This window comes from Pseudomonas sp. B19(2017) (genome assembly GCF_002113165.1).
Taxonomy (GTDB): Bacteria; Pseudomonadota; Gammaproteobacteria; order Pseudomonadales; family Pseudomonadaceae; genus Aquipseudomonas.
In genome coordinates this window covers 593,338-617,973 of sequence record NZ_NEJR01000001.1, presented here as the reverse complement: position 1 = coordinate 617,973, position 24,636 = coordinate 593,338, and the positions used below count along the sequence as shown (strand labels likewise).

General features: G+C 62.8%; 18 protein-coding genes and 1 pseudogene. 10 read left to right on the top strand and 9 right to left on the bottom strand.

Annotation, left to right across the window (positions count from 1 at the left end):
* Positions 1-33 precede the first annotated feature (33 nt).
* Positions 34-1,512 carry a sodium/proline symporter PutP gene (putP, locus tag CAF70_RS02855; RefSeq protein ID WP_085621792.1) on the bottom strand — a complete coding sequence of 493 codons (1,479 nt, stop codon included), beginning with the start codon at positions 1,510-1,512 and terminating at the stop codon, positions 34-36.
* A 358-nt stretch (positions 1,513-1,870) separates the two neighbouring features.
* Between putP and putA the strand changes: the two genes are divergently transcribed.
* The gene (gene putA, locus CAF70_RS02850; RefSeq protein WP_085621791.1) at positions 1,871-5,824 is read left to right on the top strand and encodes a trifunctional transcriptional regulator/proline dehydrogenase/L-glutamate gamma-semialdehyde dehydrogenase; all 3,954 of its coding nucleotides are present in this window, start codon (positions 1,871-1,873) and stop codon (positions 5,822-5,824) included.
* A 176-nt stretch (positions 5,825-6,000) separates the two neighbouring features.
* Here putA and CAF70_RS02845 read toward each other — a convergent pair whose 3' ends face one another.
* Both CAF70_RS02845 and CAF70_RS26175 read right to left on the bottom strand, forming a co-directional pair.
* Positions 6,001-6,264: a DUF3077 domain-containing protein gene (locus CAF70_RS02845; RefSeq protein WP_085621790.1), complete on the bottom strand. Its 264-nt coding sequence runs from the start codon at positions 6,262-6,264 to the stop codon at positions 6,001-6,003.
* 903 nt (positions 6,265-7,167) lie between these two features.
* Entirely contained in the window at positions 7,168-7,482 is a 315-nt protein-coding gene (locus tag CAF70_RS26175) for a hypothetical protein (RefSeq protein WP_143491508.1), read from the bottom strand.
* A gap of 186 nt (positions 7,483-7,668) precedes the next feature.
* Here CAF70_RS26175 and CAF70_RS02830 point away from each other — a divergent pair, with 186 nt between their 5' ends.
* Positions 7,669-9,471 carry an acyl-CoA dehydrogenase gene (locus CAF70_RS02830; protein ID WP_085621787.1) on the top strand — a complete coding sequence of 601 codons (1,803 nt, stop codon included), beginning with the start codon at positions 7,669-7,671 and terminating at the stop codon, positions 9,469-9,471.
* An 18-nt stretch (positions 9,472-9,489) separates the two neighbouring features.
* Here the strand turns inward: CAF70_RS02830 and CAF70_RS02825 are convergent, their stop codons facing one another.
* From CAF70_RS02825 to CAF70_RS02815, 3 genes are read right to left on the bottom strand one after another with little or no spacing between them, the layout of a single operon-like run.
* Positions 9,490-10,410, bottom strand: coding sequence for a DMT family transporter (locus CAF70_RS02825; RefSeq protein WP_085621786.1), 921 nt, complete (start codon positions 10,408-10,410; stop codon positions 9,490-9,492).
* 2 nt (positions 10,411-10,412) lie between these two features.
* Positions 10,413-11,372: a 2OG-Fe(II) oxygenase gene (locus CAF70_RS02820; RefSeq protein ID WP_085621785.1), complete on the bottom strand. Its 960-nt coding sequence runs from the start codon at positions 11,370-11,372 to the stop codon at positions 10,413-10,415.
* Positions 11,373-11,397: 25 nt separating this feature from the next.
* Positions 11,398-12,378 (bottom strand): hypothetical protein, encoded by a 981-nt coding sequence (locus CAF70_RS02815; protein WP_085621784.1) that lies wholly within the window; start codon positions 12,376-12,378, stop codon positions 11,398-11,400.
* A 124-nt stretch (positions 12,379-12,502) separates the two neighbouring features.
* Between CAF70_RS02815 and CAF70_RS02810 the strand changes: the two genes are divergently transcribed.
* From CAF70_RS02810 to yccS, 8 genes and pseudogenes are all read left to right on the top strand, one after another.
* On the top strand, positions 12,503-13,378 hold the full coding sequence (locus tag CAF70_RS02810) for a LysR family transcriptional regulator (RefSeq protein ID WP_085621783.1): 876 nt from the start codon (positions 12,503-12,505) through the stop codon (positions 13,376-13,378).
* Positions 13,379-13,380: 2 nt separating this feature from the next.
* A pseudogene (locus CAF70_RS28055) lies at positions 13,381-13,485 on the top strand (hypothetical protein); the annotation flags it as partial.
* 32 nt (positions 13,486-13,517) lie between these two features.
* On the top strand, positions 13,518-14,960 hold the full coding sequence (locus CAF70_RS02805) for a TldD/PmbA family protein (RefSeq protein ID WP_085621782.1): 1,443 nt from the start codon (positions 13,518-13,520) through the stop codon (positions 14,958-14,960).
* Positions 14,960-16,279, top strand: a complete 1,320-nt coding sequence (locus tag CAF70_RS02800; protein ID WP_085621781.1) for a TldD/PmbA family protein — start codon at positions 14,960-14,962, stop codon at positions 16,277-16,279. The genes CAF70_RS02805 and CAF70_RS02800 overlap by 1 nt, the downstream gene beginning before the upstream one ends.
* A 109-nt stretch (positions 16,280-16,388) precedes the next feature.
* Positions 16,389-17,816 carry a multidrug transporter subunit MdtD gene (mdtD, locus tag CAF70_RS02795; RefSeq protein ID WP_085621780.1) on the top strand — a complete coding sequence of 476 codons (1,428 nt, stop codon included), beginning with the start codon at positions 16,389-16,391 and terminating at the stop codon, positions 17,814-17,816.
* A gap of 112 nt (positions 17,817-17,928) precedes the next feature.
* On the top strand, positions 17,929-19,266 hold the full coding sequence (dbpA, locus tag CAF70_RS02790) for an ATP-dependent RNA helicase DbpA (RefSeq protein WP_256573241.1): 1,338 nt from the start codon (positions 17,929-17,931) through the stop codon (positions 19,264-19,266).
* Between the two features lie 147 nt (positions 19,267-19,413).
* Positions 19,414-20,595 (top strand): NAD(P)/FAD-dependent oxidoreductase, encoded by a 1,182-nt coding sequence (locus CAF70_RS02785; protein WP_085621778.1) that lies wholly within the window; start codon positions 19,414-19,416, stop codon positions 20,593-20,595.
* Between the two features lie 84 nt (positions 20,596-20,679).
* Complete coding sequence (gene yccS / locus CAF70_RS02780; RefSeq protein WP_085621777.1) at positions 20,680-22,863, top strand: YccS family putative transporter; 2,184 nt, start codon at positions 20,680-20,682, stop codon at positions 22,861-22,863.
* 102 nt (positions 22,864-22,965) lie between these two features.
* Here yccS and CAF70_RS02775 read toward each other — a convergent pair whose 3' ends face one another.
* The 3 genes from CAF70_RS02775 to CAF70_RS02765 form a co-directional block, all read right to left on the bottom strand.
* The gene (locus CAF70_RS02775) at positions 22,966-23,703 is read right to left on the bottom strand and encodes an ABC transporter substrate-binding protein (protein WP_085621776.1); all 738 of its coding nucleotides are present in this window, start codon (positions 23,701-23,703) and stop codon (positions 22,966-22,968) included.
* A gap of 118 nt (positions 23,704-23,821) precedes the next feature.
* Positions 23,822-24,118 (bottom strand): helix-turn-helix domain-containing protein, encoded by a 297-nt coding sequence (locus tag CAF70_RS02770; RefSeq protein ID WP_085621775.1) that lies wholly within the window; start codon positions 24,116-24,118, stop codon positions 23,822-23,824.
* 12 nt (positions 24,119-24,130) lie between these two features.
* Positions 24,131-24,631: a M48 family metallopeptidase gene (locus CAF70_RS02765; RefSeq protein WP_085621774.1), complete on the bottom strand. Its 501-nt coding sequence runs from the start codon at positions 24,629-24,631 to the stop codon at positions 24,131-24,133.
* Between the last annotated feature and the right edge of the window lie 5 nt (positions 24,632-24,636).

Below are 24,636 nucleotides of genomic sequence, written 5' to 3'. Positions count from 1 at the left end.
CCCGCGAAGAAGGCAACACCAAATCAGCCGGTGTTACTTGTCAGCGTGATACGCCGCATCAGCAGTCTCGAAGCGCTGCACCATCGCCTTCGAAGGGCTGCCCAGCTTGCTCACCACGAGGATGGCGATGCTGGCGAACAGGAAGCCCGGGATGATTTCGTACAACCCGAGGGTATCGAAGTTCTTCCACAGGATCACGGTCAGCGCACCGACCACGATACCGGCCAGCGCGCCGTTACGGGTCATGCCCTTCCACAGCACCGAAATCAGCACCACCGGGCCAAATGCGGCACCGAAACCAGCCCAGGCGTAGGCCACCAGGCCCAGTACGCGGTTTTCCGGGTTGGCGGCCATGGCGATGGCGATCAGGGCCACGGCCAGCACCATCAGGCGACCGACCCACACCAGCTCGACCTGCGAAGCGTTCTTGCGCAGGAAGGCCTTGTAGAAGTCCTCGGTCAGGGCGCTGGAGCACACCAGCAGCTGGCAGCTCAGGGTGCTCATCACCGCCGCCAGGATGGCCGACAGCAGCACACCAGCGACCCACGGGTTGAACAGGATCTTGGCCAGCTCGATGAACACACGCTCGTGGTTCTCGGTGACCGGCCCCGCCAGCTCAGGGTGCGCCGAGAAGTAGGCGATGCCGAAGAAGCCCACGGCGCAGGTGCCGACCAGGCACAGGATCATCCAGGTCATGGAGATGCGACGAGCTTTGGCGATCGACTTCACCGAGTCGGCGGCCATGAACCGCGCCAGGATGTGCGGCTGACCGAAGTAGCCCAGACCCCAACCCATCAGCGAAATGATGCCGATGAAGGTCGCGCCCTTGAACATGTCGAAGTGAGCCGGATTCACCACCTCGATAGCGGCGAAGGTCTGATCGAAGCCGCCGGTGGAGATCAGCACGATCACCGGGGTGAGGATCAGCGCGAAGATCATCAGCGATGCCTGCACGGTATCGGTCCAGCTCACCGCCAGGAAGCCACCAATGAAGGTGTAGGCAATGGTCGCCGCCGCGCCGGCCCACAGGGCGGTTTCGTAGGACATGCCAAAGGTGCTTTCGAACAGACGGGCACCGGCGACGATGCCGGAAGCGCAATAGATGGTGAAGAACACCAGAATCACGATGGCCGAAATGATCCGCAGCAGGCCGCTGTGGTCTTCGAAACGGCTGGAGAAGTAGTCCGGCAGGGTCAGTGCATCGCCGTTGTGCTCGGTCTGCACGCGCAGGCGGCCAGCGACGAACAGCCAGTTCAGGTAAGCGCCGACGGTCAGGCCGATGGCAATCCAGGCTTCGGACAAACCGGCGAAGTAGATGGCGCCCGGCAGGCCCATCAGCAGCCAACCGCTCATGTCGGAAGCACCGGCGGAGAGCGCGGTAACCACGCTACCCAGGCTGCGACCGCCGAGGATGTAGTCAGAAAGGTTCTTGGTGGAGCGATAGGCCGCGAAGCCGATCAGCACCATTGCCGCGATGTAGATCACGAACGTGATCGTTAGTGGGTTGCCCATATGTGTGCCCTGGCGTTTGTTTTTATCTCATGCACAACCGCACCCATGGCGGTTGCACCCAGGCGGCGAATGCTATGCAACAACGCGAAGCGGGTGCAACCATTTTTCACCTGCAAGTTGCACCTTCCAGCGCATTTTCCGATAAAGCCCGTTTCTTGCTCCTTTTGGGAGCAATGAGGGCCTTTTTTCAGAATAAAACGCACCGAAAACACGCCTTATTAGCGTGCACAACCGAGCAGCTGACGAGTTGCACCTTTTTCATCGAAAATTAGGGTTGCACCTGGTTGCACCCGAATTGTCCTACAGCTACTCTTGGCGCCAGCTTAGGCCACAACCGTGGCAATAACGAGGATAAGAAATGGCGACGACCACCCTTGGGGTCAAACTCGATGACCCGACCCGTGAGCGACTCAAGGCAGCAGCGCAGTCCATTGACCGCACGCCGCACTGGTTGATCAAGCAAGCGATCTTCAACTACCTGGAGAAGCTCGAGGGTGGTGCCACCCTGACCGAACTCAACGGCCATGCCAGCAACCTGGCCGACGACGCCGGTGAGGTTCAACCCGACCACAGCCACCAGTGCTTCCTCGAATTCGCCGAGAGCATCCTGCCACAGTCGGTATTGCGCTCGGCGATCACCGCCGCCTACCGACGCCCCGAGCAGGAAGTGGTGCCGATGCTGCTGGAGCAGGCGCGCCTGAGCGCCCCGCTGGCCGAAGCGACCAACAAGATGGCCGCCGGTATCGCCGAAAAACTGCGTAACCAGAAGAGCGCTGGCGGTCGTGCCGGCATCGTCCAGGGCCTGCTGCAGGAGTTCTCGCTGTCGTCCCAGGAAGGCGTGGCGCTGATGTGCCTGGCCGAAGCCCTGCTGCGCATCCCCGACAAGGGCACCCGTGATGCGCTGATCCGCGACAAGATCAGCACCGGCAACTGGCAGCCGCACCTGGGCAACAGCCCGTCGCTGTTCGTCAACGCCGCCACCTGGGGCCTGCTGCTGACCGGCAAGCTGGTGTCTACCCACAACGAATCCGGCCTCACCTCCTCGCTCACCCGCATCATCGGCAAGAGTGGCGAGCCGATGATCCGCAAGGGTGTCGACATGGCCATGCGCCTGATGGGCGAGCAATTCGTCACCGGCGAAACCATTGCCGAAGCCCTGGCCAACGCCAGCCGCTTCGAGTCCAAGGGCTTCCGCTATTCCTACGACATGCTCGGCGAAGCCGCACTGACCGAGCACGACGCACAGAAGTACCTGGCGTCCTACGAGCAGGCCATCCACTCGATCGGCAAGGCCTCCCATGGCCGTGGCATCTATGAAGGCCCAGGCATCTCGATCAAGCTGTCGGCATTGCACCCGCGCTACAGCCGCGCCCAATACGAGCGCGTGATGGAAGAGCTGTACCCGCGCCTGCTGTCGCTGACCCTGCTGGCCAAGCAATACGACATCGGCCTGAACATCGACGCTGAAGAAGCCGACCGCCTGGAGCTGTCGCTCGACCTGCTCGAGCGCCTGTGCTTCGAGCCGTCGCTGGCCGGCTGGAACGGCATCGGCTTCGTCATCCAGGCCTACCAGAAGCGCTGCCCGTACGTGATCGACTACGTCATCGACCTGGCCAAGCGCAGCCGCCACCGCCTGATGATCCGCCTGGTGAAAGGCGCCTACTGGGACAGCGAAATCAAGCGCGCCCAGGTCGAAGGCCTGGAAGGCTACCCGGTCTACACCCGCAAGGTGTACACCGACGTGTCCTACGTCGCCTGCGCCCGCAAGCTGCTGGCCGTGCCAGAAGCCATCTACCCGCAGTTCGCCACCCACAACGCCCACACCCTGTCGGCCATCTACCACATTGCCGGTCAGAACTATTACCCGGGCCAGTACGAGTTCCAGTGCCTGCACGGCATGGGCGAGCCGCTGTACGAGCAGGTGGTCGGCAAGATTTCCGAAGGCAAGCTGAACCGCCCGTGCCGCGTCTATGCACCGGTCGGCACCCACGAAACGCTGCTGGCCTACCTGGTGCGTCGCCTGCTGGAAAACGGCGCCAACACCTCGTTCGTCAACCGCATCGCCGACCACTCGATCTCCATCCAGGAACTGGTTGCCGACCCGGTCGCCAGCATCGAGCGCATGGGCACCCAGGAAGGCAGTATCGGCCTGCCGCACCCACGCATCCCGCTGCCGCGTGACCTGTATGGCAGCGAGCGGGCCAACTCGGCCGGCATCGACATGGCCAACGAGCACCGTCTGGCGTCGCTGTCCTGCGCCATGCTGGCCACCGCCCACAACGACTGGAAAGCCGCCCCGTTGCTGGCCTGCGCCGCCAGCGAAGGCGTCGCCGCAGCCGTGCTGAACCCGGCAGATCACCGCGACGTGGTCGGCCATGTGCAGGAAGCCACTGTCGTCGACGTCGAAAATGCCATCCAGTGCGCACTGAATGCCGCACCGATCTGGCAGGCCACCCCGCCGGCCGAACGTGCTGCCATTCTGGAGCGCACCGCCGACCTGATGGAGGCCGAAATCCAGCCGCTGATGGGTCTGCTGATCCGCGAAGCCGGCAAGACCTTTGCCAACGCCATCGCCGAAGTACGTGAAGCCGTGGACTTCCTGCGCTACTACGCGGTACAGGCGCGCAACGACTTCAGCAACGACGCCCACCGCCCACTGGGCCCGGTAGTGTGCATCAGCCCGTGGAACTTCCCGCTGGCGATCTTCACCGGCCAGGTGGCCGCAGCGCTCGCCGCCGGCAACCCGGTACTGGCCAAGCCCGCCGAGCAAACCCCGCTGATCGCGGCCCAGGCCGTTCGCCTGCTGCTGGAAGCCGGTATTCCGGAAGGCGTGCTGCAGTTGCTGCCAGGCCGCGGTGAAACCGTCGGTGCCGGCCTGGTCGGTGACGAGCGCGTCAAAGGCGTAATGTTCACCGGTTCCACCGAAGTGGCCCGCCTGCTGCAGCGCAACGTCGCCGGTCGCCTGGACAACCAGGGCCGCCCGATCCCGCTGATCGCCGAAACCGGCGGCCAGAACGCGATGATCGTCGACTCCTCGGCACTGACCGAGCAGGTGGTGATCGATGTAGTGTCCTCGGCCTTCGACAGCGCCGGCCAGCGTTGCTCGGCCCTGCGCGTGCTGTGCCTGCAGGAAGACTCCGCCGACCGCGTGATCGAAATGCTCAAGGGCGCCATGGCCGAAAGCCGCCTGGGCTGCCCGGACCGCCTGGCCGTGGACATTGGCCCGGTGATCGACGCCGAAGCCAAGGCCGGTATCGAGAAGCACATCCAGGGCATGCGTGAGAAAGGCCGCTCGGTCTATCAGGTGGCGATTGCCGATGCTGCCGAGATCAAGCGTGGCACCTTCGTCATGCCGACCCTGATCGAGCTGGAAAGCTTCGACGAGCTCAAGCGTGAAATCTTCGGCCCGGTGCTGCACGTGGTGCGCTACAACCGCCGCAACCTGGACCAGCTGATCGAGCAGATCAACAATTCCGGCTATGGCCTGACCCTCGGCGTGCACACCCGCATCGACGAGACCATCGCCAAGGTGGTGGAAACCGCCAATGCCGGCAACATGTACGTCAACCGCAACATCGTCGGTGCGGTGGTGGGCGTGCAGCCGTTCGGCGGTGAAGGCCTGTCCGGCACCGGCCCGAAAGCCGGCGGCCCGCTGTACCTGTACCGCCTGCTGTCGACCCGCCCGGCCGACGCGATTGGCCGCCACTTCCAGCAGCAGGACGGCGAAGGCAAGCCTGACCGCGCCCTGCACGAACAGCTGATCAAGCCGCTGCACGGCCTGAAGGCCTGGGCCGAGAGCAACCAGCTGGCCGACCTGGCCGCGCTGTGCAGCCAATTCGCCAGCCAGTCGCAAAGCGGCATCGCCCGCCTGCTGCCGGGCCCGACCGGCGAGCGCAACAGCTACACCATCCTGCCGCGCGAGCACGTGCTGTGCCTGGCCGACAACGAGGCCGATCTGCTGGCGCAGTTCGCCGCAGTGCTGGCGGTTGGCAGCTCGGCGGTATGGGCTGACGGCGAGCCGGGCAAGGCCTTGCGTGCCCGCCTGCCGCGTGAGCTGCAGGCCAAGGTCAAGCTGGTAGCGGACTGGAACAAGGATGAAGTGGCGTTCGACGCCGTGATCCACCACGGCGACTCGGACCAACTGCGCGGCGTGTGCCAGCAGGTGGCCAAGCGTGCCGGGGCGATCGTCGGCGTGCACGGGCTGTCCAGCGGGGATCATCAGATTGCGCTGGAGCGCCTGGTGATCGAGCGGGCAGTGAGTGTGAACACTGCGGCTGCCGGCGGTAATGCCAGCTTGATGACCATTGGCTGAGGCTGAGGGTTGTTGAAGAAAAGGGAGAGCTTCGGCTCTCCTTTTTTATGGGCGCATGTCTTGAGATGTTTTGCGCCTATGAGATCGAGCGCCGCGCGGGCGGCGCTCGATCTCATAGGCGCTGCAAAACTGTCGGCATACACCTGGCAGCCTTCATGCAACCTGAAGCCAACCCCTCACTGCTTCATCCCCAACTCAGCATCATCCATCAGCGCCTTGGCCATCGCACTCAGGTAGTGCGCAGCCCAGATCATCATCGGCTTCTCATCCATCAGCCCGGTTATGGTCAGCTCTCGCACATACCCCATCAACTCCGAAGACTGCTCGCGCGCATCCCTGCACGGGATGCCAGGCTCGATGCGGAACAGCGGGTGGGTGCCGTTTTCACCCTGATAGAACGTGGTCTTGCCGACGGTGAGTTGGGTGTCTTCTGTTGTCATTGTTCAATCCCCTGATAATTCTTGACTGCCTGGGCCGGCCTCTTCGCGGGCGCGCCCGCTCCCACAGGATCACCACAGGCTTCAAGACTTGCACCGTACCTGTGGGAGCGGGCATGCCCGCGAAAGGGCCCGTTCAGACGACATATCAACAAAGCCTTACAGCAGGCATCCGCCCCGGCTTCGGGCTGTCTTCACAGAAAAGGGAATCGTGGGGTGGATCGGGGACATTCTTCAGCATTGGTATTTTTCTCGGTATAGGCCACCACCACCTGCTGTCAAACAAGAGGGTGGCAGCTGTGCCGGGAAATGGACTACATGGAATAGGCAAAAACCTAAAAAACTGCCGGGTTGGTGACTAAAATGCGGTAGGGCTGGCAAGTTTCACCTCGCCCTTTGCAGCGCGCCTGCGTGACCGAGCGCCGCTCGGTCGCACAGATATAGAAGGAACCTAAGCAAGTACCGTTGATGCCCTCGCTCATCCGAGCCTTCGCCAGAACCACCAAAGGCTCAGGATTTTAGCCCCTTCAGAAGCTGCGAAAAGGCTCAACCAAACCCACGTACTGGTATCTGGCAATAATAGAAACAAAGAAATCGACGGAACTATAAACAAGACACGAAATGGAAATTGAACGAAAGCCAGATAGCACCCTGATCTTCTCCCCATACAAAGTAATATGCTACTGGCAACAAGGGATACCTGGACAATCAGCCCCATCCACACCATGAACTCAAGCCCTCCCCCCCACTGCTCCATGTTTGCAAGGGCGGATTTGAAATCACTCACAAAGGGGATCACACCTCTATTCAGGCTACTGACCACAACGAAAGAAATGTAAAAAGCATCCATACCCCCCCAAAACAAACCGACCAAACGCGTTGACCTTATCAAACCGATGCCCCAGTTCATTTATCTTTTAACTCATACTCTTCATTTGCGATTATTGGTCGCCAATGCCATGAGGCTCCCGACACATCCCAGGCATCATCAGCCTCCACATAAATTTGCATTACTTTACGTTCCATTCCATATCTGTGGATTGCGAAAGATGGCGAAAAATCCTGCTCATCTTCATCAAGCGGCACCCATTCCTGCGTAACTGTTCTGGTCGTATTCGCAAAATCTTTCCCTGACGACAAGAAGACTCGCCCCTCATCTCCTCTTGATGTCAGGAAATTCGCAACAAAGGCAGCACTCGAAGCAAGTTTATTAACACGCATGGATGTTAACTTCCACTTGCCCGGACCACTCATCGCAGAAAATCTTTCATGGAAAGTAACACCTGTACGGATGCCAGACCGCAGGTCTCATTACACTTTCACAACCCATATCACCCAAACCTATTAACCTGTCCCCCACCCCGCCGCCCTCCTACACTCCCAGCATCCCGCCTCAGGACCGCGACCATGCCCGAGACCCTGCTCAGCCCCCGCAACCTCGCCTTCGAGCTCTACGAAGTCCTCGACGCCGAAGCTCTCACCCAGCGCCCACGCTTCGCCGAGCACAGCCGCGAAACCTTCGATGCGGCCCTGACCACCGCGCGCACCATCGCCGAAAGGTTCTTCGCCCCGCACAACCGCAAGGCTGACGAAAACGAGCCGCGCTACGTCGACGGTCGCGCCGAGCTGATCCCCGAGGTAAAACCCGCAGTCGATGCCTTCCTCGAAGCCGGCTTCCTCAACGCCAACCGCGACTTCGAAGTCGGTGGCATGCAGCTGCCGAGCCTGGTCTCGCAAGCCTGCTTCGCCCACTTTCAGGCCGCCAACGCCGGCACCACGGCCTACCCGTTCCTGACCATGGGCGCGGCCAACCTGATCGAAAGCTTCGGCACTGAAGAACAGAAGCGCCTGTTCCTGCAGCCGATGATCGAGGGCCGCTACTTCGGCACCATGGCCCTGACCGAACCCCACGCTGGCTCGTCATTGGCCGATATCCGCACCCGAGCCGAACCTGCCGGTGACGGCAGCTACCGGCTCAAGGGCAACAAGATCTTTATCTCCGGCGGCGACCACGAACTGTCGGAAAACATCGTGCACATGGTCCTGGCCAAGCTGCCAGACGCACCGCCCGGGGTTAAAGGCATTTCGCTGTTCATCGTGCCCAAGTACCTGGTCAACGAAAATGGCAGCCGCGGCCCGCGCAACGATGTGCTGCTGGCCGGGCTGTTCCACAAGATGGGCTGGCGCGGCACCACCTCCACCGCGCTGAACTTCGGCGACAACGGCCAGTGCGTCGGCTACCTGGTCGGCCAGCCGCACCAGGGCCTGGCCTGCATGTTCCAGATGATGAACGAGGCACGCATCGGCGTTGGCATGGGTGCAGTGATGCTCGGCTACGCGGGCTACCTGTATTCACTGGAATACGCCCGCCAGCGGCCACAGGGTCGGTTGCCGGACAACAAAGACCCGCACAGCCCGGCGGTGCCGATCATCGAGCACAGCGATGTGAAACGCATGCTGCTGGCGCAGAAAGCCTATGTCGAAGGCGCCTTCGACCTCGGCCTGTATGCCGCACGCCTGTTCGACGACACCCGGACCGCCAGCGATGAAAGCACCCGCAAACAGGCGCAGGAACTGCTCGATCTGCTTACACCGATCGTCAAGTCCTGGCCCTCGGCCTTCTGCCTCAAGGCCAACGAACTTGCGATCCAGATCCTCGGCGGCCACGGCTACACCCGCGAATACCCGGTAGAGCAGTACTACCGCGACAACCGCCTGAACCCGATCCACGAAGGCACCGAGGGCATCCAGTCGCTCGACCTGCTCGGCCGCAAGCTGGCGCAGAACAATGGCGCCGGGCTCAAGCAGCTGATTCGCCTGATCGCCGCCACCGGCGAGCGCGCCAGCCAGCATCCGAACCTCGACCCGCTGCGCCACCCGCTGGAGCAACTGGTCAACCGACTGCAAGGAGTGACCCTGGCCTTGCTGAGTGACCTGGCCCAGGGCAAAGTGGCCGGCGCCCTTGCCAACTCTGCCCTGTACCTCAAGGCTTTCGGCCACTGCGTAATTGGCTGGCGCTGGCTGGAGCAGGCGATTCACGCCGAACTCGGCCTGACCAAGGGCACCCCCGCCGACCGCGACTTCTACCTTGGCAAGCTGCAGGCCGCACGTTATTTCCTGATCTGGGAAGTACCGGGCTGCCATAATGAGCTGGCCTTGCTCGAGGCGCGCGACGACACCTGCCTCGCCATGCAAGACGCGTGGTACTAGACCGCGCCTGCACCTGCATTACTGGGCACACTTGGCGGGCGATGCCGAACTGCGGGGGTTGCGAGCAATAGCTATTCCTGCGGCGACTACCGCAATGCCCAGGTAGGTTGTCCAATGGATCGCGTCGCCGAACATCAACGCAGCCCATAACAAGGTCACGGGTGGTTCCAGATAGACCAGCACCGACACGCGGGTCGCCGTCAGCTTGGTCAGCAACATCCACAGGCTCAAATAGGCGATGAACGTCGAGAACAGTGTCAGCCAGGCGACAGCCACCCAGGCCTGGCCGCTGACAGGCACCTCGATCAAGCCCAACGGCAAGCCTGTAGCAGTGAGCAGCACCAGCGTCGCGGTCGATTGCAGAAACAGCGGCATCAGCAAACCGTCTTTGCTGTGGTCTGTCTCCAGAACCGATTGCCGTCGCTGGTAAAGCGTGGCGATCGACAACGTGATGGCAGCGATCAGCGGCAGAGCGTACAGCCAGAGGCCAAGCTGCGCCGTCGACAGGCTGTACTCTCCCAGAATGACTACGCTGACACCGGCAAACCCAAGCACAAGGCCCAACCACTCCTGACGGCCACTGCGTTCACCGTGGCCTCTGCTGCTCATCGATGCCGTAATCAATGGCTGCAAGGCGCAAATAATGGCAGCAATCCCGGCAGGCAGGCCGCCGCCGATGGCGATGTAGACGCTGACCAGGTAAGCAAACTGGGCCAGAAAACCGATCACGGCGTTGTAACGTATTTGCGCCCATGACAGTAAACGCAGCCGGTGCAAGACAAAGGGCAGCAGGCAGATGCAGACCAGCAAAAAACGCCAGAACAGCAGGTTTATCGCACCCGCGTCCTCCGTGCCTAGCCGGGCGCCAATGAAGCCCGAACTCCAGGAAAGGACAAAGATGGCTTGCAGCAGGATCAGGTAAGGCGCACTGCTTGGCATATTCACGCCCCTGTTTGATGCAATTCCTGGAACGTGATCGGCTCGATGCCTAGACGTGCATAGTGTCGGGCGGCCGAGCGGTGCAGGGCCCAGCGTAACCGCAGCCAGTTGGGGATGGTCGCGGGAATGCCATCATCGGAGGCGAGGTGCCAGAAACTGTTGGAATCGTCATTGAAGTAAGGGCAATGGAAGGACAACACCAGTGACATGCGTCTCCCGCCCAGCACCGGGCGAACACCGTGGAACAATCGACTGCCATAGATGAACAAGGCATCGCCTGGCGCGTCCAGGCGTGCGGTTTCAAAGGTACGATAATCCAGGGCATCAAAGGTATCGACGGTACCGTTGTGGAACAGGAACTCGCCGCCGCTATAGTCGTTGGCGCCCGACAGCACGATGTTCAGCACATAATTGGTGCCGTCCGTATGCCACATGCCCAGTTGTTGCTGTTGCTCGACCGGCTTGGGGTAGTAATAGTTGATCTGCGAGCGGGCGTTGAGCATGGGGTAAGGCACCAGCGGCACCCCGGCAATACGCGAGACGGCCAACAGGAATGAGCGGCTGCACATCATGTCGTGGATGAACGATGACAGCGCCGTCACTCCACGTGTGCGCCGGGAAATTATCCAGTCACTGTCACCTGCGCCCTTCTCCAGGCGGCCACAGATTTCTTGCAAGGCCGCAACTCCCTCGGCAGTGAACAACCGATGGACCACCGCCACACCGGTGATGGTATCCGCTGCAATTTTTGCGTGCGGACTGTGGCTGTAGCCCAGTTCCCCGAGTGTTCGCGTATCGGTGACGGCAGGCCCTTGCTGGCGGAGCAACGTGTCCCGCCAGGCGACCTGTTCACCCAGGCGGATCGACGAAAGTCGCGGAGTGCGCTTCAACGTTGACTTGAGCGCCAGCTTTACGCGGCCGACGCCGCGCTCGAACAACGGTAAGGTATCAGAGCGATTCATGATGGGACTGTCCCTGTTTTGGCCGCTACTGGAGGTACTTCGCGATTTGATAACGCACCGAGCCGTCCCCGCTGGCAAATTCGTCCAGCACACTGCAGTTACAGTGCCGGGCCCTGATGTGACGGAACTGTTCGGGCGTATATTTGAGGCAGATATTGGTCAGCAGATAGCCATGTTGTTGCAGGCGCTGCACAGGCTGCAGGGTCACGGCAACATGGACCGTTTCGTCGAGGATCCGCAAAGGTACGAGGATGGCTTCATGCTTCCCCGACGGAGTGAAGCCTTGCTGAAGCGCAACCACCTGGGAGAACTGGAGCATGTTGGGGTTGGCGTAGAACTCAAGGATTGGCCGTTCCAGCCCTTCCTCGTATACCTGCATTTCCGAAAGAATGTAGGTCCTGTCACCCGCGAGACTGCGGATCAACCTGCCCGTACTGACTGGCAACTCGTTGCCCTCCTGGAAACCAAGCAAGGTGATCAGCGTGAGCTCCTGGTCGTGACGCAAAACGTCATGGGTTACGGTGCGATAGTCGGCAGCGATGTAATTGAAACTGCCATCCCTTTGCACTATGGGACGCACCGCATCGCTCATCGCGGGTTCCGAGGTCTGGTTGATGTCGATAGCGGTGTAGCGGATGGAGTTGGAGGTCTCGGCCATTCGCTTCAACAAGCAGGCGCTCTTGATCGGCTCGGGGCCCAGCTCGACATAGTGCACGCGGCGCCCACTGCCCAGTGCCGCCAATCGCTCGGCGACATTGCCGATGACACTCTTGAGCGCACCTTGACCCTGTCCGTCAGCGCAAAGCCCGTCCTGGCCCACGCCCTGTTCATTCAAGGCGCGCATCAGCAGAAATATCTCGTGGTTGAAGCGGTGATCGCTGTGCGGACCGGCGTCAGGCTGAGCCAGAGTCGAATACTTCTCATGGTTTTCGACAGTCCATAGCCGTGCATTCTGGTACGAGGGGGTGCGCACGAGTGCATCTACAACGAAGTCGTTCAGGCTCATCCGTATCATTCCTTTGCAATTTCGGGGGGAGCTATGCCTTGCCCACACAGTAAGAGGGGGTATAAAGCCTGTACAGTTGATTAAATCGAAGCGCTGGTTCGATCCAGCCAAATCAGGTGGTTCAATGGCGAAAGGCCTCGACATCAACGTACTGAGAACCTTCCAGGCAGTAGCCCGACTGGGGCGCTTCAAGGATGCCGCCGACTATGTCCATCGCAGCCCCTCGGCGGTGACCACGCAGATCCAGAAGCTGGAGGAACAGATCGGGCAACAGCTGTTTGCTCGCAGCAACCAGTCCGTCGAGTTGACCCCGGCAGGTCGGCACCTGCTGGTCGAGGCGACACGTTTTCTGATGGCCCATGACAGGCTGCTGGCTACGCTGTCGCCCCAGCAGATGACCGGCAAGGTCCGCCTTGGGGTACCGGACGGCTATGCGGCCAGCCTCATGAGTGATTTCCTGCCGGTTTTCGTCGCCAGCAATCCGAAACTGGAACTGGAAGCCGTAGCGCGGTCCAGCGCAGAGCTCATCGAGCTGTTTGCGCGACAGCGCCTGGACCTGGCAGTAGCGGTCAGCAACGAAGCATGCAGACAAGGGGAGTGGCTACGCGCGACCAGTCCTCGTTGGGCCGCGGCCCCAGGGTTCCAACACAACCCTGAGCGCCCCTTGCCGCTGGCCCTGCAGTTGAAGGGCTGTCCGTACCGAGAGGCGGCACTGCAGGCATTGAAGGCGCACGGCATTGCGTACCGCATCCTGCTGGAGAGCGCCAACTGGCAAGCGGTACTGGCCTGTATGAGGAGCGGCCTGGCAGTCGGTATTGTCGAGGGGCTGGACAGTGGCGATACCACACTGGCGTACGTTGAAGGCATGGGTTTCCCCGAACTCCCCGAGCACCACGTCTATCTGCTGACGGACACCGCTCACCCTGTTGCGTCGCATCTGAACGATATGTTGAAAGCCGCCATTCAGAAGGATGGGGCGGCAAACCCAGGCCTTGGTTGACCGCACTTTATTTCCTGACCCGGGCAGTACCGGGCTGCCATAATGAGCTGGCATTGCTCGAGGCGCGCGACGACACTTGCCTTACCATGCAGGACGAGTGGTTCTAAGGGGGAGCCACCGTGTACACGGAGGCTTCCACATGTTTGATTCCAGCGCCCTGCTGCGCCAGCGCTTCGCCGCCCTGCGCAGCACGGCCGAGATGTTTTCCCTGCGCCATGTGAAACAGTCGCACCAGGCGCTGTCGGTACGCCGAAATGTCGCCGAACCGCCATTGTTCAGCCAGGACGAAGGCGCCATGCTCACCGTGCGGGTCAATGGCGTGGAAGCCTATGCCGCTACCGCCGACTTGTCCCAGGCCGGCCTGCAGCGCGCGCTGGAGCACGCCGAGGCCCTTGCCCGGCAGACTGCCCGGCACAGCCTGCTGGACCTGCGCGAGCAACCCGTTACCAGCGCACGCCACGACTACATCTCACCGAACTTCGACCAGCCGCTGCCCAACCTCGCCGATTGCCTCGGCCTGCTCGCGGCCGAATCGGCCAGCGTGCCCAAGGACAACCGCCTGGTGGACTGGCAGGCCAGCCTGGGCCTGAGCCTGGTCGAGCAGACCTACCTGAACTCGGCGGGCGCCGAACTGCGCCACGCACAGCGCTTCCTGTTCCCAGGCCTGGGCGTGACCGCCAGCGACGGCCAGGACAGCCAGAGCCGCAGCCTGGGCCGCGACAATTTCGGCCAACAGGGCGGTTTCGAGATCATCGAGCGCTGCGGCCTGGTCGGCGCTGCCCGCCGGGTGGCCGATGAGGCACTACAGCTGCTGCTGGCGCCCAACACCCCCAGCGGCCCGCGCGACCTGCTGTTGATGCCGGACCAGATGATGCTGCAGATCCACGAATCTATCGGCCACCCGCTGGAGATGGACCGTATCCTCGGCGACGAGCGCAACTACGCCGGCACCAGCTTCGTCAAAGCCAGCGACTTCGGCCACCTGCAATATGGCTCCAGCTTGCTGAACGTGACCTTCGACCCGACCATCGGCGAAGAGCTGGCCAGCTATAGCCATGACGACGACGGCTCCACGGCCAGCAAACAGTTCCTGATCCGTGACGGCCTGCTGCTGCGCCCGCTGGGCGGTGCACTGTCGCAGTTCCGCTCCGGCCTGGAAGGCGTGGCCAACAGCCGTGCCTGCGGCTGGAACCGTGCGCCAATCGACCGCATGGCCAACCTCAACATCGAGCCGGGTGACCAATCCCTGGATCAACTGATCGGGGGCATCGAGCACGGTATCCTGATGCGTACCAACCGTTCCTGGTCCATCGACGATGCGCGCAACAAGTTCCAGTTCGGCTGCGAATGGGGCCAGTTGATCGAAAACGGCGAGCTCAAAGGCATCGTCAAGAACCCCAACTACCGCGGCATCTCCGCGCAGTTCTGGCGCAACCTGGTGGCGGTCGGCGACAGCAGTACCTTCCAGGTGCTGGGCACGCCCAACTGCGGCAAGGGCGAACCCAACCAGGTGGTGCGGGTCGGCCACGCCTCGCCGGCCTGCGTATTCCGCCAGATCGACGTATTCGGAGGAGACGCCTGATGAAAAACGCTTTCGAAACCTTGGTCGGGGATGCGCGCAAAGCCCTGCAGACAGGCGAGCAGTTCACTCTCGGCTACAGCGCCGAACATTCGCAATTCGTGCGTTTCAACCACGCCAAGGTGCGCCAGGCTGGCGAAGTTAGCCAGGCCAGTGCGCAGCTGCGGCTGATCCGCGATGGCCGTCAGGCAGAGCAACAGCTGACCTTGAGTGGTGACGCGCAACTGGATAGCCAGCGCCTGATCGCAGCCCTGGAGCAACTGCGCCAGACCTTGCCACTGCTGGCTGTCGACCCGTACCTGCGTCTGGACGAAAGTGCCTGGCACAGCCAAAGCCAGCAGGAGCAGCCGCTGCCCGAACTGAGCGAAGTACTGGCCCTGCTCGACCACGAGGCGGGCGACCTGGACCTGGTCGGCATCTACGCCGCCGGGCCCATCTGCCGGGGCTTCGCCAGCTCGTTCGGGGCCTTCGGCTGGCACCAGGCCAACAGCTTCAACTTCGACTGGAGCCTGTTCCACGAAAACGGCGAGGCGGTGAAGGCCAACTACGCCGGGCAGGTATGGAGCTCCGACGACTTCACCGCACGCCTGCGCCAGGCGCGAGAGCAACTGGGCTTCCTTGGCCGCCCGGCAATCACGCTGAAGCCTGGTAGCTACCGCGCCTATCTGGCCCCGGCGGCCATGGACGAAATAGCCGGCATGCTGTGCTGGGGCGGCTTTTCCGCACAGGCCTTGGCCACCGGCAACAGCGCCCTGCAGCGTCTGTACAATGGCGATGCGCGGCTGAGCCCGCTGGTGAGTTTTACCGAACAGGTCAGCGGCTCGCTGAGCCCGGCGTTTTCCGATGAAGGCTCGCCGCGCCTGGATGTACCGTTGATCCGGCAAGGCGAAGCCCTGCATCGGCTGATCAGTGCGCGCAGTGCAGCCGAGTTCGAGCTGCAGGCCAATGGCGCCGACAGCTACGAGTCACCGTGCGCGCTCAGCCTGGCAGCCGGTAGCCTGCCCGGCGAGCAGATCCTGGAGCGGCTCGGCACCGGGCTGTACATCAGCAACCTGTGGTACCTGAACTATTCCGACCTGCCGGCGGCACGCATGACCGGGCTGACCCGCTTCGCCACCTTCTGGGTGGAGAACGGGCAGATCCAGGGGCCGGTGAGCACCATGCGTTTCGATGACAGCCTGTACAGCCTGCTAGGCAGCCAGCTGGAGGACCTGACCCAGGAGCGCGAGATGATCCTGTCGACCAGCACCTATGGACAGCGCAGTACCGGGTCGAGTCATTTGCCGGGGGCACTGGTCAAAGGGTTGACCTTGACATTGTGATTGGCATTGCCGGCCTCTTCGCGGGCAAGCCCGCTCCCACAGGGAACGCGTAACCCTTGTGGGAGCGGGCGCGCCCGCGAAGAGGCCGGTACAGACAAACGAGGAAGTCATGCCCGAACGCGCTCCGCTGGACCCCGTCACTGCCCGCTGGATCCCCTGGGTAGTGGCCATCGCCTTCTTCATGCAGTCCCTGGACGGCACCATCCTCAACACCGCACTGCCAGCCATGGCCCGCTCGCTGGCCGAAGACCCGTTGCGCATGCAGGGTGTGATCATTGCCTACATGCTCACCGTGGCCCTGCTGATCCCCGCCTCTGGCTGGATCGCCGACCGCTTCGGCACCAAGCGCATCTTCTTCAGCGCCATCCTGCTGTTCAGCTTCGGCTCGCTGCTGTGCGCCGCCGCCAACAGCCTCGGCTTCCTGATCTTCGCCCGCGTCGTGCAGGGCCTGGGCGGTGCGCTGATGCTGCCGGTCGGGCGGCTGGTGGTACTGCGCGCCTACCCGCGCACCGAGTTGGTGCGCATCATGAGCTTCATCACCATCCCCGGCCTGCTTGGGCCACTACTGGGCCCAACGGTTGGCGGCTGGCTGGTGGAAATTCTCAGCTGGCACTGGATCTTCCTGCTCAACCTGCCAGTCGGCCTGATCGGCTGCTACGCCGTGTGGAAGTTCATCCCCGACCTGCGCGGTGCCGAGCGCACCACGTTCGACGGCCCAGGGTTCCTGCTGTTTGGCGCAGCGATGGTATTGATCACCATCGCCATGGAAGGCCTGGGCGAACTGCACCTGCCGCACTTGCGGGTAATGTTGCTGCTGTTTGCCGGCATGGCCTGCCTGGCGGCCTACTGGCTGCGCGCCGGGCGCGACCCGGAGCCGCTGTTCTCGCCCAGCCTGTTCCGCGTACGCACCTTTGCCATCGGTATCCTCGGCAACCTGTTCGCCCGCCTGGGCAGCGGCGCCCTGCCGTTTCTGGTGCCGTTGCTGCTGCAGGTGGCGCTGGGCTACTCGCCGGCCCAGGCCGGCATGAGCATGATCCCGCTGGCGGCGGCGGCAATGCTGGCCAAGTCCATTGCCCGGCCGCTGATCGAACGCTTCGGCTACCGCATCATTCTCACCGGCAATACCTTGCTGCTGGGCGTGCTGCTGGCCAGCCTGGGGCTGGTGGACGAGCAGACGCCCTATTGGCTGCTACTGGTGCAACTCGGTCTTCTGGGCGCGGTGAACTCCATGCAGTTCACCGCAATGAACACCGTCACGCTCATCGACCTCGACGACGCCAGCGCCAGCAGCGGCAACAGCTTGCTGTCGGTGGTCGCGCAGTTGGCCCTGAGCCTGGGGGTGGCCTGTGCCGGCGCATTGCTAGGCGGGTTTACCGCAGCCGGCAGCGCCGAGGGCGTGGAAACCACCTTGGGCGCATTCCAGCTCACCTTCGTCACCATCGGCGTGATGGCCATGCTGGCGGCTGCGATCTTCCTGCAGCTGTCGCCGACGGACGGAAGGCGTGCCCGTCGTCCGGAACAACACATGGAGTCGTAGGGCGAATGGCCACGAGGCTGGTAGACTGTGCGGCATTTTTCGCTTCGCACCGCAGGCCCGCCTCGTGACCACCGAATCCACCGCCTTTGCCACCTTGCCGCTGTCCACTGCCATGCTGGCCAACCTGGACGCCCTCGGCTATGCCTCGATGACGCCGATTCAGGCCCAGAGCCTGCCGGTCATCCTCAAGGGCCAGGACCTGATCGCCCAGGCCAAGACCGGCAGCGGCAAGACCGCCGCCTTCGGCATCGGCCTGCTCAACCCGATCAACCCGCGTTACTTCGGCTGCCAGGCGCTGGTGCTGTGCCCCACCCGCGAGCTCGCCGACCAGGTGGCAAAGGAGCTGCGCCGCCTGGCCCGCGCCGAGGACAACATCAAGATCCTGACCCTGTGCGGCGGCGTTTCGCTGGGCCCGCAGATCGCTTCGCTGGAGCACGGCGCGCATATCATCGTTGGCACCCCGGGGCGCATCCAGCAGCACCTGGACAAGGGCACGCTGGTGCTCGACGGGCTGAACACCCTGGTACTGGACGAAGCCGATCGCATGCTCGACATGGGCTTCTTCGATGCCATCGCCAGCATCATCGGCAAGACCCCGTCGCGCCGCCAGACCCTGCTGTTCTCGGCCACCTACCCGGCCGGCATCAAGCAACTGGCCGCCGACTTCATGCGTAACCCGCAACAGGTCAAGGTCGAGAGCCTGCACGCCGACAACCAGATCGAGCAGCGCTTCATCGAGATCGACCCGCAACAGCGCCTCGAGGCCGTCACCCGCGTGCTCGGCCACTACCGCCCGCAGTCCTGCGTGGCGTTCTGCTTCACCAAGCAGCAGTGCGAGGATGTGGTCGCCCACCTGACCGCCAAGGGCATCGTGGCCCAGGCCCTGCATGGCGACCTGGAGCAGCGCGACCGCGACCAGGTGCTGACCATGTTCGCCAACCGCAGCAGCTCGGTGCTGGTGGCTACCGACGTGGCCGCACGCGGCCTGGACATCGATGGCCTGGACATGGTCATCAACGTCGAACTGGCGCGTGATGCGGAAATCCATGTGCACCGTGTGGGCCGTACCGGCCGTGCCGGCGAGAAAGGTATTGCGATCAGCCTGGTTGCACCGGCCGAGGGCCACCGCGCCCAGGCCATCGAAGAGCTGCAGAAGAGCCCGCTGCGCTGGGACCAGCTGGACAGCCTGAAGCACAAGGGCGGCGAGCCGCTGCTGCCGGTGATGAGCACCCTGTGCATCGCGGCCGGGCGCAAGGACAAGCTGCGCCCGGGCGATATTCTCGGGGCGCTGACCGGTGATGCCGGTATCCCGGGCAAGCAGGTGGGCAAGATTGCCATCTTCGATTTCCAGGCGTTCGTGGCCGTGGAGCGGGCGCTGGCCAAGCAGGCCATGCAGCGCTTGAACAGCGGCAAGATCAAGGGCCGCTCTCTGAAAGTCCGCATCGTCTGACATTTTTTGGGGCTGCTTTGCAGCCCATCGCAGGCAAGCCAGCTCCCACAGGATCTCCACAGGCCTTCAGGCTTGTGCAGTACCTGTGGGAGCTGGCTTGCCTGCGATGGGCCGCTCAGCGGCCCCGGCTAACAATGAGGTAACACCGTGCACTCCACCGACGTGATCATCCTCGGCGCCGGCGCCGCCGGCCTGATGTGCGCCCAGCTCAGCGCCCGCCGTGGCCGCCGGGTACTGGTGCTCGACCATGCCAACAAACCGGGCAAGAAAATCCTCATGTCCGGCGGCGGCCGGTGCAACTTCACCAACATGTATACCGAGCCGGGCAACTTCCTCTCGCAGAACGCACACTTCTGCAAGTCGGCCCTTGCCCGCTACACCCAATGGGACTTCATCGAGCTGGTATGCAAGCACGGCGTGGCTTACCACGAGAAGAAGCTCGGCCAGCTGTTTTGTGACAACAAGGCCAGCGACATCCTCGACATGCTGCTGGCCGAATGCGACGAGGCCGGTGCCGAGATCCGCATGCACACCAGCATTGAACAGATCGAGAAGACCGAAGGCGGCTACCTGCTACAGACCAGCGGCGGCCAGTTCGCCTGCCAGTCGCTGGTGATCGCCACCGGCGGCCTGTCGATCCCGACCCTGGGTGCCACCGGCTTCGGCTATCAGGTGGCCCGCCAGTTCGGCCACACCCTGCTGCCGACCCGCGCCGGGCTGGTGCCCTTCACCATCACCGAGCCCCAGCTCAAGGCACTGTGCACCGAGTTGTCCGGCACCTCGCTGGATTGCACCGCCAGCTGTAACGGCACCAGCTTCCGCGAGAACCTGCTGTTCACCCACCGCGGCCTGAGCGGCCCGGCGATCTTGCAGATTTCGTCGTTCTGGGAAGCCGGTGACACGCTCGAGATCAACCTGCTGCCCGATCGCGATGCACTGACCTGGCTGCAACAGATGCAGGCTGAACGCGCCAACGCCGAGCTGAAGACCGTACTGGGCGAGGTGTTCACCCGCAAGCTGGCCAACCTGCTGGCCGAGCAGTGGTTCGAGTCCAGGCCCATGAAGCAGTACACCCCGGCGGAACTGGCACAGATCGCCGAAAAACTGGCGAACTGGCAGGTGGTGCCGGCCGGCACCGAGGGCTACCGCACTGCCGAAGTGACCCTGGGCGGCGTGGATACCCGTGAAGTGTCCTCCAAGACCATGGAATCGCTGAAGAGCCCCGGCTTGTACTTCATTGGCGAAGTACTGGATGTGACCGGCCACCTGGGTGGTTTCAATTTCCAGTGGGCCTGGGCATCGGCCAACGCCGCAGCGCAGTTCGTGTAGAGTAGAATCCATTCAGCAGCACGGAACGCTTCTTGCTGGCCGTGCTGCAATGCATTTCGTTCGCTCACTGCCTAGCAGGCCATCATGTCATCGAGCTCGTTCCGTCAGTCACTGCGTCGCCTGTGGGGCCAAGACAAGTTCAGCTACAGCATCCGGGTCACCATCGCCCTCACCGGCAGCCTGGCCCTGTGCTGGTACCAGAACGAGATGGCCCTGCTGATTCCGCTGTTCCTCGGCATCATCGCCAGCGCCCTGGCCGAAACCGATGACAGCTGGCAGGGCCGCCTCAGCGCCCTGGCCGTCACCCTGGTGTGTTTTGCCATCGCCGCACTGGCGGTCGAGCTGCTGTTCCCTTACCCGTGGGTATTCGTCATTGCCCTGGCCTTGGCGGCCTTCGGCCTGACCATGCTCGGTGCCTTGGGCGAGCGCTATGGCGCCATCGCTTCGGCGACCTTGATCACCGCGGTATACACCATGATCGGCGTGGACCAGCGCGGTGGCCAGGTCACCGACTTCTGGCACGAACCGCTGCTGCTGGTGGCGGGTGCGGCCTGGTACGGGTTGCTGTCGGTGCTGTGGCAGGCACTGTTTTCCAACCAGCCGGTGCAGCAGAGCCTGGCCAAGCTGTTCTTCGAGCTGGGCAGCTACCTCAAGCTCAAGGCCAGCCTGTTCGAACCGATCCGCACCCTTGACGTCGAAGCCCGGCGTCTGGAGCTGGCACAGCAGAACGGCAAAGTGGTGGCGGCGCTCAACGCGGCCAAGGAAATCATCCTGCACCGGGTGGGCAACAGCCAGCCAAACTCCAAGGTCAGCCGCTATCTCAAGCTGTACTTCCTGGCCCAGGACATCCATGAACGGGTCAGTGCTTCGCACTATCCCTACAACGCCCTGACCGAGGCTTTTTTCCACAGCGACGTGATGTTCCGCTGCCAGCGTCTGCTGCGTAAACAAGGCTCGTCCTGCCAGGAGCTGGCCCGCTCGATTCGCCTGCGCCAGCCGTTCGTGCTGGCCAGCGGTTATCCCGAGGCACTCGAGGACCTCAATGCCTCGCTAGAGCACCTGCGCATCCAGAGCAACCCGGCCTGGCGCGGCCTGCTGCGTTCGCTGCGGGCACTGGCTGCCAACCTGGCGACCCTGGACCGCCTGCTAAGCGCCGCCAGCAACCCGGACAGCCTGGCAGACGCCAGCGACAGTAGCCTGCTCGACCGCTCGCCGCGCTCGCTGAAAGACGTGTGGACGCGCCTGCGTACTCAGCTTACGCCGACCTCGCTGTTGTTCCGGCATGCCCTGCGCCTGCCGCTGGCGCTGTCGATCGGCTATGGCATGGTGCACCTGATCCACCCCACTCAAGGCTACTGGATCATCCTCACCACGTTGTTCGTTTGCCAGCCCAACTATGGTGCAACCCGGCGCAAGCTGGTACAGCGAATCTTCGGCACCGCCGTCGGCCTGACAGTGGGCTGGGCGTTGTTCGACCTGTTCCCCAACCCGGTCATCCAGTCACTGTTCGCCGTGGTCGCCGGGGTGGTGTTCTTCGTCAACCGTACCACCCGCTACACTTTGGCCACGGCGGCGATCACCCTGATGGTGCTGTTCTGCTTCAACCAGATCGGCGATGGCTATGGGCTGTTCCTGCCGCGCCTGTTCGATACCTTGGTCGGCAGCCTCATCGCCATCCTGGCGGTATTCCTGTTCCTGCCTGACTGGCAGGGGCGGCGCTTGAACAAGGCGCTGGCCAATACCCTGGCGTGCGCCAGCGTGTACCTGCGGCAGATCATGCAGCAGTATGCCCACGGCAAGCGCGACGACCTGGCCTACCGCCTGGCCCGGCGCAACGCCCATAACGCCGATGCGGCGCTGTCCACTACCTTGGCCAACATGCTGATGGAGCCTGGGCATTTCCGTAAGGAGGCGGACGTGGGCTTCCGCTTCCTGGTGCTGTCGCATACCTTGCTCAGCTACCTTTCGGGGCTGGGCGCGCACCGCGACACGGCCTTGCCGGCGGAGGTGCAGGAGCAGTTGATCGAAGGCGCCGGGCAAAGCCTGGCCCGCAGCCTGGACGAGATTGCCAACGGCCTGGCCGCGCGGCTGCCGGTGGCGATTCACAGTGATGCCGAAGAAGCGCTGGCCAATGCCCTGGAGCAGATGCCCGACGAGCTGGACGAGCACCAGCGGTTGGTGCAGACGCAGCTGGCGTTGATCTGCCGACAGTTGGGGCCGTTGCGGACCCTTGCCGCGCATTTGATCAAGGAAGGTGCGCCGGCCTGAGTGCTTCTGGCCTCTTCGCGGGCACGCCCGCTCCCACAGGTCCTGTGAGATATCTGTGGGAGCGGGCATGCCCGCGAAGAGGCCGGCAAAGGGGAGTAGAAATCAGAAGCCATGCTGACGCAGCAGCCGCGCATAGCTGCCATCGGCCTTCATCGCCGCAATCGCCTGCTCGAACCGCTCGACAATCTGCGCATGCTCCGGGTGCTTCAGGCTGACCAGAATATGCAGAGTATTCTCTCCCAGCGGCGGCTCCACCAGCATCACCCCATCACGCACATCCTGAGGCTCGCGCTGCAGGTTGTAACGGGCCACGTACTCGTCTTCCACCGCCAGGTTCACCCGCCCGGCCGCCAGCATGCGCACTGCCGATGAAAAGCTGCGCACCGGCACCTTGTGCAAGCGGGTATCGCCGTCGAATTCGGGCGAATAAGCATAGTCACGCACCACGGCAATGCTGAAAGGGTACAAATCCGACTGGTGCTGGTAGCGGAACGCTTCGCCCTTGCGCTGTAACAGGCGAATGCGATTGCTCAGGTAAGCGCTGGAAAACTGCCCGATGCGAGCCCGCGCATCGTTGTACCAGGCATTGACCAGTACGTCGTAGCGCCCTTCACTCACACCCAGCAACGCCCGCGCCCAGGGCGCTTCTTCGAACCCGCTGGTGTAGCCAGCCCGGGCCAGCGCGGTGGTGACGATGCTGGTCGCCAGGCCTCCGCCAGGCATGCTGGCATCGGTAAACGGCGGCCAGTTGTCCGCCACCAGGCGCAACCTGTCCTGAGCCAGAACAGGTGTCGCCAGTATCAATGCCAGAAATCCCAGAACACAAAGCAGTGGCCGCATGCTCACGTCCTTTCGCAATGGAGGGCACACACTGCCGAGGAGATTACACAAAGCCATTGCCGAGGGCAGCGGCCAATAGTGTCATTTTGCCTCTATTTTGGCCGCGCGCGTAGATTGCTCACGGATACCCCAGCACTTCGCGAATCTGCCGCAGGTGCCGGGTGATCCACTGCTTGTCGACCGCGCCCCAGTCATGAATGCGGTAATGCCCGGCGTGGTTGCGCGCACCTTCCTGCTGCTCGAACACGCAGACGATATCCAGGTCGGCAAGCGCCGCAATGGTGTCCTGTGCAGTACGCCGCGGCATGCCGGTGGCCTCCATCAGCGCGGGCACGCTGGTCGCGGTCTGGCTGTCAATCAGCCAGGCTACGTACAGTCGGCGGTAGAAGCTGCTCTTGGTCTTGCTCACTTCCATGCTGCGTGGTCCTTAACAGTTGCCCGGCAGCTCCCGATAGGTCAGGTAGACGCGCAGGTCGAATTCCAGTTGGTGATAGTCCGGTTCCATGTGCTGGCAGAGCTGGTAGAACGCCTTGTTGTGCTCGCGCTCGCGCAGGTGCGCCAGTTCGTGCACCACGATCATGCGCAAGAACTGCGGCGCGGCCTCCTTGAACAGCGAGGCAATACGAATTTCCTTCTTCGCCTTGAGCTTGCCGCCCTGCACCCTTGATACCGCCGTGTTCAGGCCCAGGGCCCGATGAGTCAGGTCAAGACGATTGTCGAACAGCACCTTGTCCAGGTTTGGCGCACTGCGCAGGTATTGCTGGCGCAAATCCTGGGTATAGCCGTACAACGCCTTGTCGCTCTGCACGTCATGGCGGTCAGGATAGCGGCGCTGCAGGTATTCACCCAGGCGGTCGCTGTCGATCATCTGCTGCACCTGCTGCTGCAGGTGCGGGGGGTAGGCTTGCAAGTAACGTAATACGGTCATGGCGC

Excerpts from the sequence above, each read along its gene's own strand:
- CAF70_RS02800 (WP_085621781.1), top strand. The coding sequence starts at position 14,960 with ATGAAAAACGCTTTCGAAACCTTGGTCGGGGATGCGCGCAAAGCCCTG.
- CAF70_RS02770 (WP_085621775.1), bottom strand. The coding sequence starts at position 24,118 with ATGGAAGTGAGCAAGACCAAGAGCAGCTTCTACCGCCGACTGTACGTA.
- CAF70_RS26175 (WP_143491508.1), bottom strand. The coding sequence starts at position 7,482 with ATGCGTGTTAATAAACTTGCTTCGAGTGCTGCCTTTGTTGCGAATTTC.
- CAF70_RS02765 (WP_085621774.1), bottom strand. The coding sequence starts at position 24,631 with ATGACCGTATTACGTTACTTGCAAGCCTACCCCCCGCACCTGCAGCAG.
- CAF70_RS02825 (WP_085621786.1), bottom strand. The coding sequence starts at position 10,410 with ATGCCAAGCAGTGCGCCTTACCTGATCCTGCTGCAAGCCATCTTTGTC.
- CAF70_RS02775 (WP_085621776.1), bottom strand. The coding sequence starts at position 23,703 with ATGCGGCCACTGCTTTGTGTTCTGGGATTTCTGGCATTGATACTGGCG.
- mdtD (WP_085621780.1), top strand. The coding sequence starts at position 16,389 with ATGCCCGAACGCGCTCCGCTGGACCCCGTCACTGCCCGCTGGATCCCC.
- putA (WP_085621791.1), top strand. The coding sequence starts at position 1,871 with ATGGCGACGACCACCCTTGGGGTCAAACTCGATGACCCGACCCGTGAG.
- CAF70_RS02810 (WP_085621783.1), top strand. The coding sequence starts at position 12,503 with ATGGCGAAAGGCCTCGACATCAACGTACTGAGAACCTTCCAGGCAGTA.
- CAF70_RS02830 (WP_085621787.1), top strand. The coding sequence starts at position 7,669 with ATGCCCGAGACCCTGCTCAGCCCCCGCAACCTCGCCTTCGAGCTCTAC.
- CAF70_RS02820 (WP_085621785.1), bottom strand. The coding sequence starts at position 11,372 with ATGAATCGCTCTGATACCTTACCGTTGTTCGAGCGCGGCGTCGGCCGC.
- CAF70_RS02815 (WP_085621784.1), bottom strand. The coding sequence starts at position 12,378 with ATGAGCCTGAACGACTTCGTTGTAGATGCACTCGTGCGCACCCCCTCG.
- dbpA (WP_256573241.1), top strand. The coding sequence starts at position 17,929 with ATGCTGGCCAACCTGGACGCCCTCGGCTATGCCTCGATGACGCCGATT.
- yccS (WP_085621777.1), top strand. The coding sequence starts at position 20,680 with ATGTCATCGAGCTCGTTCCGTCAGTCACTGCGTCGCCTGTGGGGCCAA.
- CAF70_RS02845 (WP_085621790.1), bottom strand. The coding sequence starts at position 6,264 with ATGACAACAGAAGACACCCAACTCACCGTCGGCAAGACCACGTTCTAT.
- CAF70_RS02805 (WP_085621782.1), top strand. The coding sequence starts at position 13,518 with ATGTTTGATTCCAGCGCCCTGCTGCGCCAGCGCTTCGCCGCCCTGCGC.
- putP (WP_085621792.1), bottom strand. The coding sequence starts at position 1,512 with ATGGGCAACCCACTAACGATCACGTTCGTGATCTACATCGCGGCAATG.